Source organism: Actinomadura sp. RB99, assembly GCF_014706005.1.
Lineage (GTDB): Bacteria > Actinomycetota > Actinomycetes > Streptosporangiales > Streptosporangiaceae > Spirillospora.
The window spans coordinates 118,060-134,658 of sequence record NZ_JABMCA010000023.1; the positions used below are offsets into that span (position 1 = coordinate 118,060).

General features: G+C 75.4%; 15 protein-coding genes. 11 read left to right on the top strand and 4 right to left on the bottom strand.

Annotated elements, in window-relative coordinates:
• Positions 1–70 precede the first annotated feature (70 nt).
• Together amrb99_RS21830 and amrb99_RS21835 are read left to right on the top strand one after the other, a co-directional pair.
• Entirely contained in the window at positions 71–1,123 is a 1,053-nt protein-coding gene (locus tag amrb99_RS21830) for a hypothetical protein (protein WP_190858833.1), read from the top strand.
• A 2-nt stretch (positions 1,124–1,125) separates the two neighbouring features.
• A complete protein-coding gene (locus tag amrb99_RS21835) occupies positions 1,126–2,397 on the top strand; it encodes an ABC transporter substrate-binding protein (protein WP_190858835.1) in 1,272 nt (423 codons plus the stop codon).
• A gap of 55 nt (positions 2,398–2,452) precedes the next feature.
• On the opposite strand, the gene amrb99_RS21840 is transcribed toward amrb99_RS21835, so the two are convergent.
• Positions 2,453–3,043, bottom strand: coding sequence for a hypothetical protein (locus amrb99_RS21840; RefSeq protein ID WP_190858838.1), 591 nt, complete (start codon positions 3,041–3,043; stop codon positions 2,453–2,455).
• Between the two features lie 37 nt (positions 3,044–3,080).
• On the bottom strand, positions 3,081–3,803 hold the full coding sequence (locus amrb99_RS21845) for a TetR/AcrR family transcriptional regulator (protein WP_190858840.1): 723 nt from the start codon (positions 3,801–3,803) through the stop codon (positions 3,081–3,083).
• Positions 3,804–3,887: 84 nt separating this feature from the next.
• On the opposite strand from amrb99_RS21845, the gene amrb99_RS21850 reads away from it, so the two are divergent.
• From amrb99_RS21850 to amrb99_RS21870, 5 genes are all read left to right on the top strand, one after another.
• Positions 3,888–5,447 carry an AMP-binding protein gene (locus amrb99_RS21850; protein WP_190858842.1) on the top strand — a complete coding sequence of 520 codons (1,560 nt, stop codon included), beginning with the start codon at positions 3,888–3,890 and terminating at the stop codon, positions 5,445–5,447.
• Between the two features lie 68 nt (positions 5,448–5,515).
• The gene (locus amrb99_RS21855; RefSeq protein WP_190858845.1) at positions 5,516–6,790 is read left to right on the top strand and encodes an acyl-CoA dehydrogenase family protein; all 1,275 of its coding nucleotides are present in this window, start codon (positions 5,516–5,518) and stop codon (positions 6,788–6,790) included.
• Between the two features lie 5 nt (positions 6,791–6,795).
• The gene (locus amrb99_RS21860) at positions 6,796–7,851 is read left to right on the top strand and encodes a phosphotransferase family protein (protein WP_190858847.1); all 1,056 of its coding nucleotides are present in this window, start codon (positions 6,796–6,798) and stop codon (positions 7,849–7,851) included.
• Between the two features lie 33 nt (positions 7,852–7,884).
• Positions 7,885–9,090 carry an acyl-CoA dehydrogenase family protein gene (locus tag amrb99_RS21865; protein ID WP_190858849.1) on the top strand — a complete coding sequence of 402 codons (1,206 nt, stop codon included), beginning with the start codon at positions 7,885–7,887 and terminating at the stop codon, positions 9,088–9,090.
• Positions 9,087–10,193 carry an acyl-CoA dehydrogenase family protein gene (locus amrb99_RS21870; RefSeq protein WP_190858852.1) on the top strand — a complete coding sequence of 369 codons (1,107 nt, stop codon included), beginning with the start codon at positions 9,087–9,089 and terminating at the stop codon, positions 10,191–10,193. Before amrb99_RS21865 ends, amrb99_RS21870 begins: the two co-directional genes overlap by 4 nt.
• 12 nt (positions 10,194–10,205) lie before the next feature.
• Here the strand turns inward: amrb99_RS21870 and amrb99_RS21875 are convergent, their stop codons facing one another.
• On the bottom strand, positions 10,206–11,801 hold the full coding sequence (locus tag amrb99_RS21875; RefSeq protein ID WP_190858854.1) for an NAD(P)/FAD-dependent oxidoreductase: 1,596 nt from the start codon (positions 11,799–11,801) through the stop codon (positions 10,206–10,208).
• A gap of 4 nt (positions 11,802–11,805) precedes the next feature.
• Positions 11,806–12,657 carry a DUF72 domain-containing protein gene (locus tag amrb99_RS21880; protein WP_190858856.1) on the bottom strand — a complete coding sequence of 284 codons (852 nt, stop codon included), beginning with the start codon at positions 12,655–12,657 and terminating at the stop codon, positions 11,806–11,808.
• Positions 12,658–12,899: 242 nt separating this feature from the next.
• On the opposite strand from amrb99_RS21880, the gene amrb99_RS21885 reads away from it, so the two are divergent.
• From amrb99_RS21885 to amrb99_RS21900, 4 genes are all read left to right on the top strand, one after another.
• Complete coding sequence (locus tag amrb99_RS21885) at positions 12,900–14,606, top strand: glycosyltransferase family 2 protein (RefSeq protein WP_190858858.1); 1,707 nt, start codon at positions 12,900–12,902, stop codon at positions 14,604–14,606.
• A gap of 102 nt (positions 14,607–14,708) precedes the next feature.
• Entirely contained in the window at positions 14,709–15,443 is a 735-nt protein-coding gene (locus amrb99_RS21890; protein WP_190858861.1) for a DedA family protein, read from the top strand.
• Positions 15,444–15,516: 73 nt separating this feature from the next.
• Positions 15,517–15,873 carry a BlaI/MecI/CopY family transcriptional regulator gene (locus amrb99_RS21895; RefSeq protein ID WP_190858863.1) on the top strand — a complete coding sequence of 119 codons (357 nt, stop codon included), beginning with the start codon at positions 15,517–15,519 and terminating at the stop codon, positions 15,871–15,873.
• 5 nt (positions 15,874–15,878) lie between these two features.
• Positions 15,879–16,599, top strand: a 721-nt coding sequence (locus tag amrb99_RS21900; RefSeq protein ID WP_241755788.1) for a M56 family metallopeptidase, incomplete at its 3' end; no start/stop codon positions are given.

Sequence of the window (16,599 nt, forward strand, 5' to 3'; positions counted from 1 at the left end):
CGGCGCGGGAGTGCCTTTCGTCCGGTAATCGAAATGACCCGGTAAAGGGCCGCGGATTACCATGGCCCGCGTGTCGGTTGCGCTGGCTGCCCGGGCGGTCCCGAGGAAGTGGAGCACCCCGCGCTGGCTGTGGACGGTGCTGGCGGCGGCCGTCGGGCTCGCGGTGCTGTCCTGGCTGGCGGCCACGGCGGTGCTGGTCGGAAGCCGGTCGGCGGTGTCGTCAGTGAAGGACGGCGGCGTCCCCGCCTACGTCAGCGCCCGCACCGCGCACGCCGCGCTGTCGGACGCCGACCGGGCCGCGTGGCAGAGCTTCCGCTCCGGCGCGGCACAGCTCATCGGCCCCGGCCAGCGGTTCCGGGACGACCTGACGACGGCCGGCGACAATCTCGCGCACCTCGCCGAACTCGATTTCGGCGGCGCCGCCGGACGGGATCTGCTGCGCGCCGTGAACGCGCAGGTCGTCACCTATCAGGGGCTCGTGGAACAGGCCGACGCCACCTATCGGGAAGGGCTCGAAAAACTCGGGTACGCCTATCTCGGCTACGCCTCCGACCTGCTGCACGGCGACGGCGGGCTGCTCTCCCGGATCGACGAGATCGCGCGGCGGGACCTGCGCGGCATCGACGACCGGCGGGATTCGGCCTGGGCCCGCGGCGGCCTCGCGCTCGGCACCGCCGCCATCGGCGCGGTCCTGCTCGCCGTCCTCGGCTACGCGCAGGTGTCGATGGCGCGGCGGTTCCGGCGGTTGCTCAACCTGCCGCTGGCCGCCGCGAGCGTCCTGCTGGTCGGGCTGCTCGTCTGGACGTCCCTGACGTTCCTGCACGTCGACCACGCCTTCGCGGACGCGTCCGACCACAGAGTGCCCGCCTTCGACCGGACGCTGCGGGCGCAGATCCGCGACGCGGACGCCGGGTCCGGCGCGCTCCGCGCCGGACGCACCGCGCCGCAGGGCGGCGGCCTCGACGTCGCCGCGGCGGACAAGGCGCAGCGCCCCCTGGAGGCGAAGCTGTCCGACGCCACCGACACCCGCGGCCTGGACGCCGGCCTGCCGCTGCTGTCGCTGGCCGTGGCGGGGCTCTCCGCCCTCGGCCTGTGGATCCGGCTCCGCGAATACAGGAGATGACCGTGCGACTGCTGGCAGCGCTCCTCCTGCTCTGCGCGTTCACCACCGTGTCCTGCGGCGGCGCCGGCTCCGCGCAGAGCGTCACGGTGCTCGGCTCGTGGACGGGCGCCGAGGGCGACGCGTTCCGCGAGGTGCTGGCCGGCTTCGAGAAGAGCACCGGCATCCACGTCGACTACACGGGCACCCGCGACGCCCGCGCCATCCTCGCCAGCGAGCTGCACGACGGCACGCCGCCCGACACCGCCGTCCTCGCCACGCCCGGCGACCTGCGCACCTACGCCGCCGCCGGGGAGCTGGCGCCGGTCGGCGGCGCGCAGCAGGGCATCGGCGGCGACCTGACCGGCGCGACCGGCCCGGACGGCGTCCGCCGCCCCTACGGCATCGTCGTCAAGGCGGCCGTGAAGGGCCTGATCTGGTACGCCCCGCGGACCCTGCCGGCGGCGACGCGGGCGCGGCTCGCGCAGCCGATCGGGTCCTTCGCCGACCTGGCGAGGATCGCGTCCGGCGCGGCGGCGAAGCCCTGGTGCCTCGGCCTGGAGGACACGTCCAACTCGGGCTGGCCGGGCACCGACTGGATCGAGGACGTCGTGCTGCACGAGTCCGGCGCCGCCGTCTACGACCAGTGGGTGTCCGGCGATCTGGAGTGGACGTCGGACCCGATCCGCAAGGCGTGGCGGACGTTCGGGAGCGTGGTGGCCGGCACCCGCTCCGGCACGGACGCCATCCTGCTCACCGGCTACGGCAAGGCGGGCGCGCCGATGTTCGCGAACCCGCCGGGCTGCCTGTTCGACCACGAGGCGTCGTTCATCACCGCCTTCTACGGGCAGACGTCCGGCCGCCCGCAGGCGGGACGCGACTACGACTTCGTGCCGTTCCCGGGAGGGCGGGCGGTGGAGATCGGCGGCGACCTGCTCGGCATGTTCCGCGCCACGCCGGCCGCCCGCAGGCTCGTCGCGTACCTGACGACGGCGAAGGCCCAGGAGGCGTGGATCAAGCGCCCGGGGAGCGGCGCGTTCTCGCTCAACCGGTCCGTCCCGCCGGGCGACTACCCGGATCCGCTGTCGCGGCGGATCGCGCAGACCCTGGCGAGCGCGGGGACGGTCCGCTTCGACGCCTCGGACTCGATGCCGACCGTGATGGCCGCCGCGTTCGACCACGCCGTCCTGGAGTACGTCACCGACCCCACCGCGCAGCGCCTCGACCGGATCCTGCGCTCGCTGGACCAGGTCCGCTGCACGACCGGCTCCGCCTCCGCGCCGCCCCGCAACTGCTGACCGGCGGGTCGCCGGGCCCGCCCGCGAGGGACGGCCCCGGCGTCCGCCCGCGCCGTCAGGCGCTCGGGCCCGTGATGGTGACCGCCGGGCTGACGGTGAACGCCGCCGCGAAGGAGACGCTGGTGCCGGCCGCGATTCCGCAGCCCCCACCGTAGCCGACGGCGCCCTGCCCGGTCCGCAGCACCGAACCGCTGTTGGTGTAGGTGGCGTTGAGGCTGCTCAGTGTGAAGGCGCACGAGTTGTTCATGATGAAGATGTAGCCGACGGTCACTGCCAGGTCGGTCCGTCCCGCCGCGGCGTCGTAGTGCTGGGCCGTCAGGAGGTCGCCGGGCGCGGCGTTGGAGATGGCGATGGTCCACGGTACGCCCTGCGTGTCCGAGCAGGAGTCGGTGTAGCCGTTGGCGATCCTCCCCAGCCCGGCCGAACCCGCCGACTTGCTCGGCAGCGTCCCATCGAGGTGCATGGTGCGGCAGGTGACGGTCGTGCTTCCCGCTTTGACGGTCACGGTTCCGGAGTCGGCGTGGAAGACGCCGGACGCGTCCGGGTTCACGACCGTCCAGCCGGACGCGGCGGACGCGGGCGAGGCGGCGAGGAAGGGCAGGGCGAGGGCGGCCGCGGCGGCCACGGCGGTTCCGAGCTTGCGCATCGGTGGCGGATCCCTTCGGGGACGGCGATGGTCCCTTCTATGACCCCCGCGGGAGCGGGAACGTGACAGCCGGGTCCGCCTGCACGAGGGCCAGGGCGAGGTGGGCGAAGCGGTCGGCCACCTCGGCGGCGGTGAGCGGGCCGCCTTCGCGGAACCACACCGAGACGCCCGTCGCCATCGTGAGGATGCCGCGGACGGCCTCGGCCGGGTAGGGCGTGCCGAACGCGCCGGACGCGGCGCCCTCGTTCACGACGCGGTGGAACATCCGCTCGTGCTTGTCGCGCTTGGCGATGAGCAGGGCGCGCTCGCGCCGCTCGATGCTGTGCATCTCGCCGACGCCGAGCACGGCCTCGCGGCGCAGCTCGGTGTGCACGAGGACGTGCTCGCGGACGAGCCGGCGCAGCCGCACGGCGGGGTCGGGCGGGGCGTCGGCCAGGACGGCGGCGCAGCGGTCGATGAGGTGGTCGATGGTCCGGTGCATGATCGCCACGAGCAGGTCGTGCTTGGAGCCGAAGTAGTGGTAGAGCACCGCCGGGCTCATCCCGGCGCGGTCGGCGATGTCGCGGACGGACGTGCCGTTGAAGCCCTTCTCCGACATCGTCTCGACGGCCGCCGAGATGAGGATCCGGGTGCCGGGCGTGTCGGTCGGCCGGGACAGCGCGTCGCTCGACGTGGGTGTGACGTCGGCGGTGGTGCGGTGGGCCGGCGTGCCGCGCCCGCGGGACGCGCGCCGCGGTCCGGTGCCTGCGTCGTCGTCCACGACGATCCTCCTCTGGATTCCGCCCTGCATTCCAACGTACATTCGTTCAATGCCATCCCAGCCGGCAACCGGGAGTGTGACACCGTGACCGCACCCGTCCCCGATCCGCTGGCGGCGCTGACCGCCGCCCACCCGTCCAAGACCGCGATCATCGAGGGGGACCGGCGGCTGAGCTACGCCGCGTTCAACGCGCTGGTCAACCGCTACGCCAACGTGCTGGTGGGCCTCGGTGTCCGGGCCGGCACCAAGGTGGCCTGGTGCGGGCGCAACAGTACCGAGGTCGTCGCTCTGATCGCCGCGCTGCGCAAGGCCGGCGCGGTCGGCGTCCCGCTGAACTACCGGCTGAGCCCCGAGGAGGCGTCCTACGTCGTCGCGAACGCCGACAGCGCGCTGGTGCTGTTCGACGCGGAGCAGGCGCCGCAGCTGGGGCTCGCGGCGCGCGAGGTCGAGGGCGTCCGCGGCTGGCTGGCGTTCCGGAGCGGCGCCGGCGGGGTGCCGGACTGGGCGTCGGACCTGGACGCCGCCGCGGCCGCGAGCCCGGAGACCGAACCGGCCGCCGCGGGCGACGACCCGGCGGCGGGCACCGCGATGTTCTACACGTCCGGGACGACCGGCAAGCCGAAGGGCGTGGTGCGCGGGCAGCCGGACCCGGAGATCGTCATCGGGCTGGTGACGGAGATCGGCTACCGGCCCGACGACGTGTACCTGACGACCGGCCCGCTCTACCACTCCGGCCCGATGAGCTTCATGCTGATCGTCCAGCAGATGGGCGGGACCGTCGTGGTGATGCGCGACTTCGACCCCGAGCGCTGGCTGGAGCTGGTCGAGGAGCACGGGGTGACCGCGACGTTCTCGGCGCCGACCCCGATCCGGCGCGTGCTGGACCTGCCGGACGAGGTGATCGCGGCCCGCGACCTGTCGTCGCTGCGGCGGGTCATCGCCAACGCGGCGCCCTGGCCGTTCGAGCTGAAGCGCCGCTACGTCGAGAAGATCGGCGACGGGTCGCTGTTCGAGGTGTACGGGTCGACGGAGCTGGGCGTCGACACGATCCTGCGGCCGGAGGACCAGATGCGCAAGCCGGGCAGCTGCGGGCGGCCCGCGCCCGGCATCGAGATCGCGCTGTTCGACGACAAGGGCGGGCGCGTCGAGGAGCCGCAGGTGCCCGGCGACCTGTACGTGCGCAGCAAGGCGACGTTCGACGCCTACTACAAGGCGGACCGCAAGTTCGAGGACGCCCGGCTCGGCGAGTGGCTCACGGTCGGCGACATCGCCTACCGCGACGAGGAGGGCTTCTACTACATCTGCGACCGCCGCACCGACATGATCATCTCGGGCGGGATGAACATCTACCCGGCCGAGATCGAGGCGGTGCTGACCGCGCATCCGGCGATCGCGGACGCGGCCGTGTTCGGGATCCCGTCGCAGGAGTGGGGCGAGTCCGTGCACGCGGCGATCGTGCCGCACCCGGGCGCCGAGGCGTCCGACGCGGACCTGGACGCGTTCTGCCGCGAGCACCTCGCCTCGTACAAGGTGCCGCGCGGCTACGACCGGATCGCCGAGGTGCCGCGCAACCCGTCGGGCAAGGCGCTCAAGCGGCGGCTGCGCGACCCGTACTGGGAGTCGCAGGGGACCAGGATCGGCTGACCCGGGGCGGCTTCCCCGGGAGCCGCCTCCGGTGCCAAGCTGACCTGAGCAAGCGTTAGGGAGGGTGCGTGGACTTCGAGCTGCCCGCGGAGCTGACCCGGCTCCTGGCCGACCTCGACGCGTTCATCGAGCGGGAGATCGCGCCGCTGCAGGCGCAGGACGACAACGAGCGCTTCTTCGACCACCGCCGCGAGTACGCGCGGACCGACTTCGAGAACGGCGGCGTGCCGCGCCCGGAGTGGGAGGAGCTGCTCGGCGAGATGTTCCGGCGGGCCGACGCGGCCGGCTGGCTGCGCTACGGCCTGCCCGGGTCGCTCGGCGGCTCGGACGGCACCAACCTGGACATGGCGGTGATCCGCGAGCACCTCGCCCACAAGGGCCTCGGCCTGCACAACGACCTGCAGAACGAGTCGTCGGTCGTGGGGAACTTCCCGTTCGCCCACATGCTGCTGGAATTCGGGACGGACGAGCAGAAGGAGGAGTTCCTGCGGCCGATGCTCGCCCGCGAGAAGCGCATCGGCTTCGGGCTCACCGAGCCCGACCACGGCAGCGACGCGACCTGGATGGAGACCACCGCCGTCCGGGACGGCGGCGACTGGGTGATCAACGGCGCCAAGCGCTTCAACTCCGGCATGCACTCGGCCACCCACGACGTGGTGTTCGCCCGCACGTCCGGGAAGCCGGGCGACGCGCGCGGGATCACCGCGTTCTTCGTCCCGACCGACGCGCCGGGGTTCACCGTCGACTTCCACTGGTGGACGCTCAACATGCCCACCGACCACGCGGAGGTCACGATCCGGGACGTCCGGGTGCCGGACTCGGCGGTGTTCGGCGCCGAGGGCGAGGGGCTGGCGGTCGCGCAGACCTTCGTGCACGAGAACCGGATCCGGCAGGCCGCGTCCGGGGTCGGCGCGGGCCAGTACTGCATCGACCGCAGCGTCGAGTACGCGCGGGAGCGGGTGACGTTCGGGCAGCCGCTCGCCACTCGGCAGGCGATCCAGTGGCCGCTGGTGGAGCTGCAGACCGAGGCGGAGATGCTGCGCGGGCTCGTCCGCAAGACGGCGTGGGAGCTGGACCGGGTCCCGCACGTGCGGATCAGCGACAAGGTCTCGATGTGCAACTACCGCGCCAACCGGTTCGTGTGCGAGGCGGCCGACCGCGCGATGCAGGTGCACGGCGGCCTCGGCTACACCCGGCACACCCCGTTCGAGCACATCTACCGCCACCACCGCCGCTACCGGATCACCGAGGGCGCCGAGGAGGTCCAGATGCGCAAGGTGGCGGGCTACCTGTTCGGCTTCGCCGGCCCGAACAAGGCCGGCCGCGCCGAAAGGAAGGGCTGAGGCCGATGCCGGACGCGCGCGCCGCCGACCCCGGGCCGCCGGGGATCGACGCCGAGCGGGTGGGGGAGTGGCTGGCGACCCACGTCGGCGGGCTGACCGCCCCGGTCCGGTTCGCGCTGGTGTCGGGCGGCCGGTCCAACCTCACCTACCGGGTCACCGACGCGGCGGGCGCCGTTTACGCGCTGCGCCGCCCGCCGACCGGCGGCGTGCTGGAGACGGCGCACGACATGGGGCGGGAGTGGCGGTTCATCTCGGCGATGGCCGGGACCGCCGTCCCCGTCGCGCCCCCGCTGGCGTTCTGCGACGACGCCGCCGTCACCGGGGCGCCGTTCTACGTGATGGGGTTCGTGGACGGGACCGTCCTCGCCGACCGCGCCGCCGCCGAGAAGCTGGCGCCCGAGGCGAGGGCGAGCGCGTGCGAGAACCTCGTGGACGTGCTCGCCGCACTGCACGCCCTCGATCCTCACGAGGTCGGGCTCGGCGACATGGTCCGCCGCACCGGCTTCGCCGAGCGGCAACTGCGGCGCTGGCGGCACCAGGCGCACCAGTCCGGCGCCGCCTACCTCCCGCTGCTCGACGAGGTGCACGACATGCTCGCCGCGCGCGTCCCGAAGCAGGGCACCGGCATCGTGCACGGCGACTACCGTCCGGGGAACCTCGCGTTCGGCCCCGACGGGACGGTCCGCGCCGTGTTCGACTGGGAGCTGGCGACGTCCGGCGACGCCCTCGCCGACCTCGGCTACACCGTCTCGACCTGGCAGGAGCCGGACGACCCGCCCGGCGCCGCGCCGCTCGGGCCGACGACCGTGCCCGGGTTCGCGTCCCGCGCCGACCTGGCCGGGCGGTACGCGCGGCTGTCGGGACGCGACCTGTCCGACCTGCCGTACTGGACGGCGTTCGCGCACTGGCGGTCGGCGTGCATCGGCGCCGGGGTGCAGGCCCGCTACCTCGCCGGTCACATGGCCGACGACGGCTACCTCGCGGAGGCCCGCGAGCGCGCGGCCCTCGGCGTCGAGCTGGCCGAGAAGGCCCGCGCCGGCCTGCGCGCGGACGAGATCTGACGAGCGGCGACGCTGACGAGTGGAGGCGACGAGATGACAGAGGACTACCGCGCCAGGGTGCGCGCGTGGCTGGCCGCGAACGCCCCCGGCCCGGTCGGCGGCCTGCCGCCCGAAGAGCAGCTGAGCGCGGCCAAGCGGTTCCAGGCGGCGCTGTACGAGGCGGGCTTCGCGGGCATCACCTGGCCGAAGGAGGCCGGCGGGCAGGGCCTCGGCACGGCCGAGCAGCAGATCTTCGCCGAGGAGGCCGCCGAGTACGACCTGCCGACCTACCCGTTCATCGTCAACATGGGCATGTGCGGGCCGACGCTGGTCGACATCGGCACCGCCGAGCAGAGGAGCCGCTACCTGCGCCCGCTGCTGAGCGGCGAGGAGATCTGGTGCCAGCTGTTCTCCGAGCCGGGCGCCGGGTCGGACGTGGCGAGCCTGCAGACCAGGGCCGCCCGCGACGACGGCGGCTGGGTGGTGAACGGGCAGAAGGTCTGGACGACGAACGCGCAGTGGGCCGACTTCGGCGCGCTGCTCGCCCGCACCGACCCCGACGTCCCGAAGCACGCGGGCCTCACCATGTTCATCGTGGACATGCGCGCGCCGGGGGTGACCGTCCGGCCGCTGAAGGACATGTCCGGCAAGGCGCCGTTCAACGAGGTCTACCTCGACGACGTGCGGATCCCCGCGGACGCCGTCATCGGCGAGGTCGGGCAGGGCTGGCGGGCGGCGATCACCATGCTCGGGCACGAGCGGGTGGCGATCGGCGGGTCCCGCCCGTCCCGCAACAGCGCGCTGACGTTCGACGCGGTGCTGGCCCTGGCCCGCCGGCAGGGCGCCACCGACGCCCCGGCGCACCGCGAGCGGCTCGCCGGGCTGTACGCGCACGAGCGCGCGCTTGAGCTGTTCAACGCGCGGCTGCGGCAGGAGGCGCAGGCGGGCCGCCCGCCGGGGGCGCGCGGCTCGGTCGGCAAGCTGGCCGGCGCGCTCCAGCTGCGCCGCGCCATCGAGGTCGCGGGGGAGCTGGCGGGCGCGGGCGCGGTCGCGTGGGAGCCCGGCGACCGGCACGGCGACGACCTCGCGCTGAGCATCAACTCGGCGCCCGCCACCGGCATCGCGGGCGGCACCAACGAGGTGCAGCGGAACATCATCGGCGAGCGCGTCCTCGGGCTGCCGAAGGAGCCGCAGGTGGACCGGGACGTCCCGTTCCGCGAACTCAAGGTCGGCACGCAGCGGACGGAGGACGCCCGATGAGGCTCGTTCTGGACCCCGAGCAGGAGGAGCTGCGGGCCACCGTCCGCAAGGTGCTGGCCGACCGGGCGCCGAGCGCGAAGGTCCGCGAGGCGATGGACTCCCCGGACGGGTTCGACCGGGCGCTCTGGCGCACGCTCGGCGACCTCGGCGTCCTCGGCCTGGTCGTGCCGGAGTCGTTCGGCGGCGCCGGCGCGGGCCACGTGGAGCGCGCCGTCGTCCTGGAGGAGCTCGGCGCCGCCCTGACGCCCGCGCCGTTCCTCGCCTCCGCCGTGCTCGCCACGGACGCGCTGCTCGCCCTCGACGACGTCGGCGCCGGCGGCGACCACCTGCCGCGGCTGGCCGCCGGCGAGCTGATCGGGACCGTCGCCGCCGCCGAGGACGGCGCCTGGGACCTCGCGGGCGGCGCGACCACGGCGGCCGAGCGCGACGGCCGCTGGGAGCTGACCGGCACCAAGACCCCCGTGCTCGCCGGCGACTCCGCCGACCTGCTCCTGGTCTACGCCCGCGCCCCCGGCGGACCCGGCTGGTTCGCGGTGGAGGGCGGCGCGCCCGGGGTCGCCCGCACGACCCTGACCGGGCTCGACCCGACGCGGCGGCTCGCGCGGATCGACTTCGCCGCGGCCCCCGCCCGCAGGCTGGTCAGCGCCGACCCCGGCGCCGCGCTGGAGACCGTCACCGGCCTCGCCGCCGTCGCGCTGGCCGCCGAGCAGGCCGGCGGGATGCGGCGCGCGATGGAGCTGACCGTCGACCACGCCAAGGCGCGGGTGCAGTTCGGCCGCCCGATCGGCTCCTACCAGGCGGTCAAGCACGGCTGCGCCGACATGTACAGCGCGTGGGAGCTCGCCGTGTCCGTCGTGCGGTACGCCGCCTGGACCGCCGACCGCGACCTGGCCGAACTGCCCACGGCCGCCGCGCTGGCGCAGACCTACGTCGGGCCCGCCTACTTCCGGACGGCGACGGACATGGTCCAGTTCCACGGAGGCATCGGCTACACCTGGGAGCACGACGCGCACCTGTACTACAAGCGCGCGAAGAGCTCCGAGCTGCTGTTCGGCCCCCCGAGCGCGCACCGCGCCCGCCTCGCCGACCAGCTCCAGATCTAGCGGCCTCCAGCTCTAGCGGCCCTCCAGGACGGCGCGGGCGGCGTTGTGGCCGGGGATGCCGCTCACGCCCCCGCCGCGCCGCGCGCCCGCGCCGCACAGCAGCAGGCGCGGGTGGGCGGTCTCGACGCCCCACCGCTCCGCCGTGCCCTCCGCGTAGGGCCAGGCGAGGTCGCGGTGGAAGATGTGGCCGCCCGGCAGGCCCGCGTCCCGTTCGAGGTCGACGGGCGTCTTCACCTCCAGGCAGGGCGCGCCGTCCGGCGCGCGGAGCAGGCAGTCCTCGATCGGCTCGGCGAGCACGGAGCCGAACGAGGCGAGCGTCGCGCGCAGCGCCTCGTCCCGCGCCCGCGCGGGATCGGCGCGGAACAGACGGGCGGGCATATGCAGGCCGAACAGCGTCAGCGTGTGCGCCCCGGACCGGCGCAGGTCCGCGCCCAGGATCGACGGGTCCGTCAGGGAGTGGCAGTACACCTCCGCCGGAGGGACGTCCGGGATCGTCCCGGCCGCCGCCTGCGCGTGGGCGGCGGCGAGCCGGTCGCGCCCCTCGTTGATGTGGAAGGTGCCGCCGAACGCCTCCTCGGGGCGGACCGACGGGTCGCGCAGCCGGGGCAGGCGGGCGAGCACCATGTTCACCTTGAGCTGCGACCCTTCGGGCGGATCCTGCGGTGCCTCGCCGAGGAGCCGGGACAGCACCGAGGGAGGCAGCGCGGCGAGGATCCGGCGCCCGGTGACCGCGTGCTCGGCGCCGTCCGCGTCGCGGAAGGCGACCTCTCCGGACGCCGGGTCGATCGCGAGGACCTCCATCCCGGGCCGCAGCTCCGCGCCCGCCGCCCGCGCCGCGCCGGCGAGCGCCTCCGTCACCGCGCCCATGCCGCCGACCGGCACGTTCCAGTCGCCGGTGCCGTTGCCGATCACGTGGTAGAGCAGGCAGCGGTTCGCGAGCAGGGACGGGTCCGCCGGGTCGGCGAAGGTGCCGATCAGCGCGTCGGTCAGTACGATCCCGCGCACCGTGTCGTGGCGGAACAGCGCGTCCACCGACGCGCCGATCGGGCGCTCGAAGAACGTCCGCCACGCCTCGTCGTCGCCGACCGCCGCGCGCAGGGCGGCGCGGTCGGGCAGGGGCTCCAGCAGGGTCGGCGCGACCCGCCGCGCGACGTGCCCGGCCAGGCCGTAGAACCGCCGCCAGGCGGCGAAGTCGCGGCCGTCCCCGGTGACGGACGCGAACGACGCGGCGGTGCGGGCCTCGTCGGCGCCGTCCACCAGCACGCCCGAGTCGCCGGACGGCGTGTAGGAGGCGAACCGGCGCCGCCGCAGCTCGACCGGCAGCCCGAGATCCCGGACGATCTCCGCGGGCAGCAGGCTGACCAGGTACGAGTACCGCGACACCCGCGCGTCCACGCCGGGGAACGGCCGCGCCGACACCGCCAGCCCACCGAGGTGCGGGAGGCGTTCGAGCACGAGCACGCGCCGGCCCGCGCGCGCGAGGTAGGCGGCGGCGACGAGGCCGTTGTGGCCGCCGCCGGCGACGACGACGTCATAAGCGGGCACCGTGTTTCTAGCAGGCACCGTGTTTCTAGCAGGCACCGTGTTCTGGGCGGGCACCGTGGTCATCCCTTCAGAAGAGGGTCGGCGGTTCGGCCGGGACGGGCTCGGGGAGCGGTTCCAGTTCGGGGACGAGGGCGCGCACGTCGTCGTGGAAGCGGCGGGCCAGCGGCAGCGCCTCGGCGTTGTCGGGGGTGTGCACGAACACCGTCGGCGAGCGGCCCTCGCGCAGCCAGCCGGCGACCTTCTCCGCCCACGGCCGCCAGCCCTCGACCGTGCGGGACGTGTCGTCGCGGCCGAGGTAGCGGACCACCGGTCGGTCGGTCAGGGCGGGTGCCCGGCGCGGCACGCGCGGCTTCTTCGTCCACGCGTCCCGTTCGGCGTCGCTGGTCGGCGGGCTCCGGAACAGCACGGTCGTGTCGAACGGCACCCATTCCGCCCCGGACCCGGCGAGGACCCGCATGAGGTCGCGGGCGGCGCGGCCGTCCTCGAAGAAGGCCCGGTGCCGGACCTCGGCGGCGTACCGGTACGCGGGCGGCAGGCCGCGCAGGAACGCCGCCAGCGCGCCGAGGTCGTGCGGGCCGAACGCGCCGGGGAGCTGGATCCAGAGGGCGTGGACGCGGGGGCCGAGCGGCTCGATCGCGGCGAGGAACGCCCGCAGGTCCTCGCCGGGGTCCGCGAGCCGGCGCTCGTGCGTGATCGTCTTCGGCAGCTTGAGCAGGAAGCGGAAGTCCGGCTCGGTCTGCCGCGCCCAGGACTCCACCGTCGCCCGGGTCGGCGTCGCGTAGAACGTCGTGTTGCCCTCCACGGCGTTGCACCACGACGCGTAGGCGCGCAGGCGCTCGGCCGGAGCGAGCGGATGGGGCAGGAACCGGCCCTGCCACGGCGTGTGCGCCCACATCGCGCATCCCACATGAAGCCGCATGGACGCGACGTTAGCGGAGGCGGGGCACGGGCCGATCCGCTCGGTGGCCTCTCCTACCTGGGCGGCGTCGGCCGCATCGGATGACCGCACGGCACCCGGCCGCGAACGCGCGCCGTCCGGACGCCGCGCGTTCGCGGCGGGGTGTCGCGGCGCTTACGTTCCGATAACCCTCGTCCTCCTACCATCCGGCGAGTGGCCTGTAAGGCCGCCGGTGATCCGACCGGGACGAGGAGGTGGGCCGAGTGCTGCCGGATCCGGACGTGACCGTCGTCGTGGTCGCCCGCGGCGGCCCGCGCGGGCTCGACCGCGCCGTCCGCTCGGCGCTGGAGCAGTCGCTGCCGGGCGTCGAGGTCGTGATCGTGGACGAGGCGGGCGGCGCGCCCGGCGCGCGCGCGACGGCCCGGCTCGTCGCGGGGGCCCGGGACCGGGTGCGCGCGTTCGCGCTGCAGGAGCGGTCCGGCGGCGACGGCCGGGCCCGCAACCTCGGCCTGCGCTACGCGCGCGGCAGGTACGTGATGTTCCTCGACGCCGGCGACACCCTCGATCCGCACGCCTGCAAGACCATGGTGACCGCCGCGGCGCAGGCGGGCGCCGACCTCGTCGCGGGGCGCTCCGTCCGGGTGTCCCGCGACGGGGAGCGGACGGCGCACCCCCGCCTGTACCGGGAGCGGCGGCTCCATCCGTCGATCGCGGACGCGCCGGAGCTGCTGGACGACGCGACGGCCGCCGACAAGTGCTACCGGCGCGCGTTCCTGGAGCGGGAGGGCCTGCGGTTCGCCGGCGGCCTGCGGCACGCGGACCTGCTGTTCACGGCCGCCGCGTACGCCGCCGCCCGGCCGATCGCGGTGGTGCCCGACCGGGTCCACAACCGGTCCGCCGGCCGCAGGCACGTCGCGGGGACCGATCTCGGTGACTTCGCCGACCGGCTGGAGATCCACCGGCGGACCGGCGCCCTGCTCCGCGCGCGGGGCGCGGAGGCCCTCGCGCGCCGGGTGGAGGCCCGGTTCGCCGGCGAGGTGCTGCCGCGCCTCCTGCGCGAGCTGCGCGGCCGCGAGCCCGGGCACCGGGACGCGTTCGTCGAGCTGGCCCGCGGCTACCTCGCCGAGCTGGACGAGGCGCTCCTCGCCGACGCCGGGCGGATCCCGGCGATCGCCGCGCTCATGGTGCTGGAGGGCGACACCGCCGCCGCGATGGCCGCCGCCGACTACGCGCCGCGCGGCGCCGGACGGCCCGTCCTGGCGATCGAGCCCGTGGAGCGGGACGGCCGGGTCTACTGGCCGGGCGCCCACCTGGGCACCGCGTTCGGCCGCCGCGTCCTCGACATCACCGACCTCGGCATCGCGACCGCCCCGCTGGGCGCGCTGCGGCTCGGCGGCGAGGTCACCCGGATGCGCCGCGCCGGGCGGGCGCTGCGGGTGTCCGGCACGGTCGCCAACCCGCTCGGCCGCCTCGGGCGCGGGACGGACCTGGACGGCGTCCTGGAGATCCGCGACCGGCACCGGGACGGCCGGGCGTTCGCGGTCCCGGCGACCGTCCGGGCCCTCGACGGGCAGATCACCTGGGAGGCGGTGTTCGTCCCGGACGCGGTGATCCGGCCGACCGGCCTCGCCGACCGGACCTGGGGGCTGTGGCTGCGGCTCCGCGCGGGCGCGAGCACCGTCGAGGTCCGGCTGACCTCGGACGGCACCGCGCACCGGGGGCTGGTCCTGCCCGTCCGGCCCCGGCTGACCCGGGCCGCCGGCGACCGGCTGGAGGCCTACGTCGCCGAGACCGGCGAGCTCGCCCTGCGCGTCGCGGCCGCCGGATGGCCCGCGCGGGCGGCGCTGCCCGCGCTGCGCCGGGCCGGCCGCGCGCGGCTGCGCCCCTCGGCCCGCGACCGCACCGGACCACCGGGGGATCGGCCCGGGGATCCCGCTTCCGGCCCGCCGGCCCGCCCCGCCGTGCGATGATCACCAGGTGCGACGCGGTCGCGACCCCTGACTACAAGCGTGTAGATTTCGGGGACGCCGGACCGGGCGTGGGCCCGGTCCCTCCTGAACACGGGGGATCCCATGATCGACGCCTTCGGCGCACTGCCCGCGGCGGTGAACCCGCTCGACGCCGGGTCGCTGCTGGCGGCCTTCGGCGCCATCGGCATCGCCGTGGTGATGTTCGCCGAGACCGGGCTGCTGATCGGCTTCTTCCTGCCGGGCGACTCGCTGCTGTTCACCGCCGGCCTGCTGTGCACGGCGAGCTCGCACGGCGACACCCGGCTGTCGCTGCCGGCGGTGCTCGCCGCCGCCGCCTTCGGCGCCCTGGCCGGCGCCCAGACCGGCTTCATCATCGGCCGGCGGGGCGGGCGCGCGCTGCTCGCCCGCAGCCGCAACCGGCACCTGCTGGAAGGGGTGCAGCGGGCCGAGGAGTTCCTCGCCCGGTACGGGCACGGCAAGGCCATCGTGCTGGCCCGGTTCGTCCCGGTCGTCCGGACCGTCCTGAACCCGCTGGCGGGCGCCCTGGACGTGCCGACCAAGGTGTTCACGGTCTGGCAGATCGCCGGCGGGCTGGTGTGGAGCCTCGGCCTGGTGCTGGGCGGCTACCTGCTCGGCTCCTCGATCCCGAACGTGGACCACTACCTGCTCCCGGCCGTCGCGGTGATCGTCGCGGTGTCGCTCATCCCGGTCGCCCTCGAACTGCTCAAGGCGCGCCGCAAGAAGACCGGTGCCCGCGGGCAGGAGCCCGGGCACGCGGACGAGGTGCCGCCGCGCCGCCCGGCGGGCTCGCGCGGCGCGCACCGGCGGGTGAGGTGAGCGCCCCGCGCGCCGCACTGCGCGCCGTACCGAGGTCCGAGGGGCGGTCGGCGGCTCTCCCCAGGAGGCGCCCATGACCGGCGGACGCAGGGCGGCGGGCGCCCTGGAGTCGGAGATCATGAAGGTGCTGCAGCAGGCCGCCGAACCGCTGACCCCGGCCGGCGTGCGGCAGCGCCTCGACGGCGACCTCGCCTACACCACGGTCGTGACGATCCTGACCCGCATGCACGGCAAGGGCCTGCTGGTCCGCGGCAAGTCCGGCCGCGCCTTCCGGTACGCGCCGGTGAGCGACGAGCCCGGGATGGTCGCCCGGCGCATGCACCAGGCCCTGGACGGGCGGCCCGACCGCGCCGCCGTCCTCGCGCGGTTCGTCGAGTCCCTCTCCGACCAGGACGAGCGGCTGGTCCGCACGCTCCTCGGGAGCGGGTGAGCGGCATGGACCTGGACGGCCTGCTGCCCCTGGTGGTGCCCGCCGTGATGGCCCTCGCCGCGCGCCCCCTGTCGAGCCGGCTCCCGCCGCGCACCGCGACCTGGCTGCTCACCGCCACCGCCGTCGTGCTGGCGCTGGCCAGCACCGCGACCCTGGCCGTGCTGGCGCTGGGCGGGGCGCTGCGGCTGCCGGTGATCGCCGCGCTCGGCCACCTGTCCGAGCACGTCCTGCACCGTGACCCGCAGACCAGCCCGATCGCGGCGACGCTGGCGGGCCCGGCGCTGGCCGCGAGCGTGGCGGCGGGCGGCTACGCCGCGGTGCGGCGCGTCCGCGCCCTGCTGGCGGGCGCGCGGGCGGCCCGCGACCTGCCCGGCCGCGAGGTCGTCGCGGTCGTCGCGGACGACGCGGCGGACGCGTTCGCGCTCCCCGGCCGCCCCGGCCGCGTCGTCGTCTCCACCGGGATGCTGTCGATCCTGGACGAGGCGGAGCGGCGCGTCCTGCTCGCGCACGAGCACGCCCACCTGTCCGGGCGGCACCACGTCTTCCGCGCGCTGGTCCACGTCGCGGCGGCCGCGAACCCGATGCTGTGGCCGCTGCGCGGCGCCGTCACCTTCACGACCGAGCGCTGGGCGGACGAGCGGGCCGCGGCCGGGGCCGACCGCGAGCGGGCCGCCCGCGCGATCGGCAAGGCCGCCCTCGCGCACAACCGGCGGCCCGGCCTCGGGC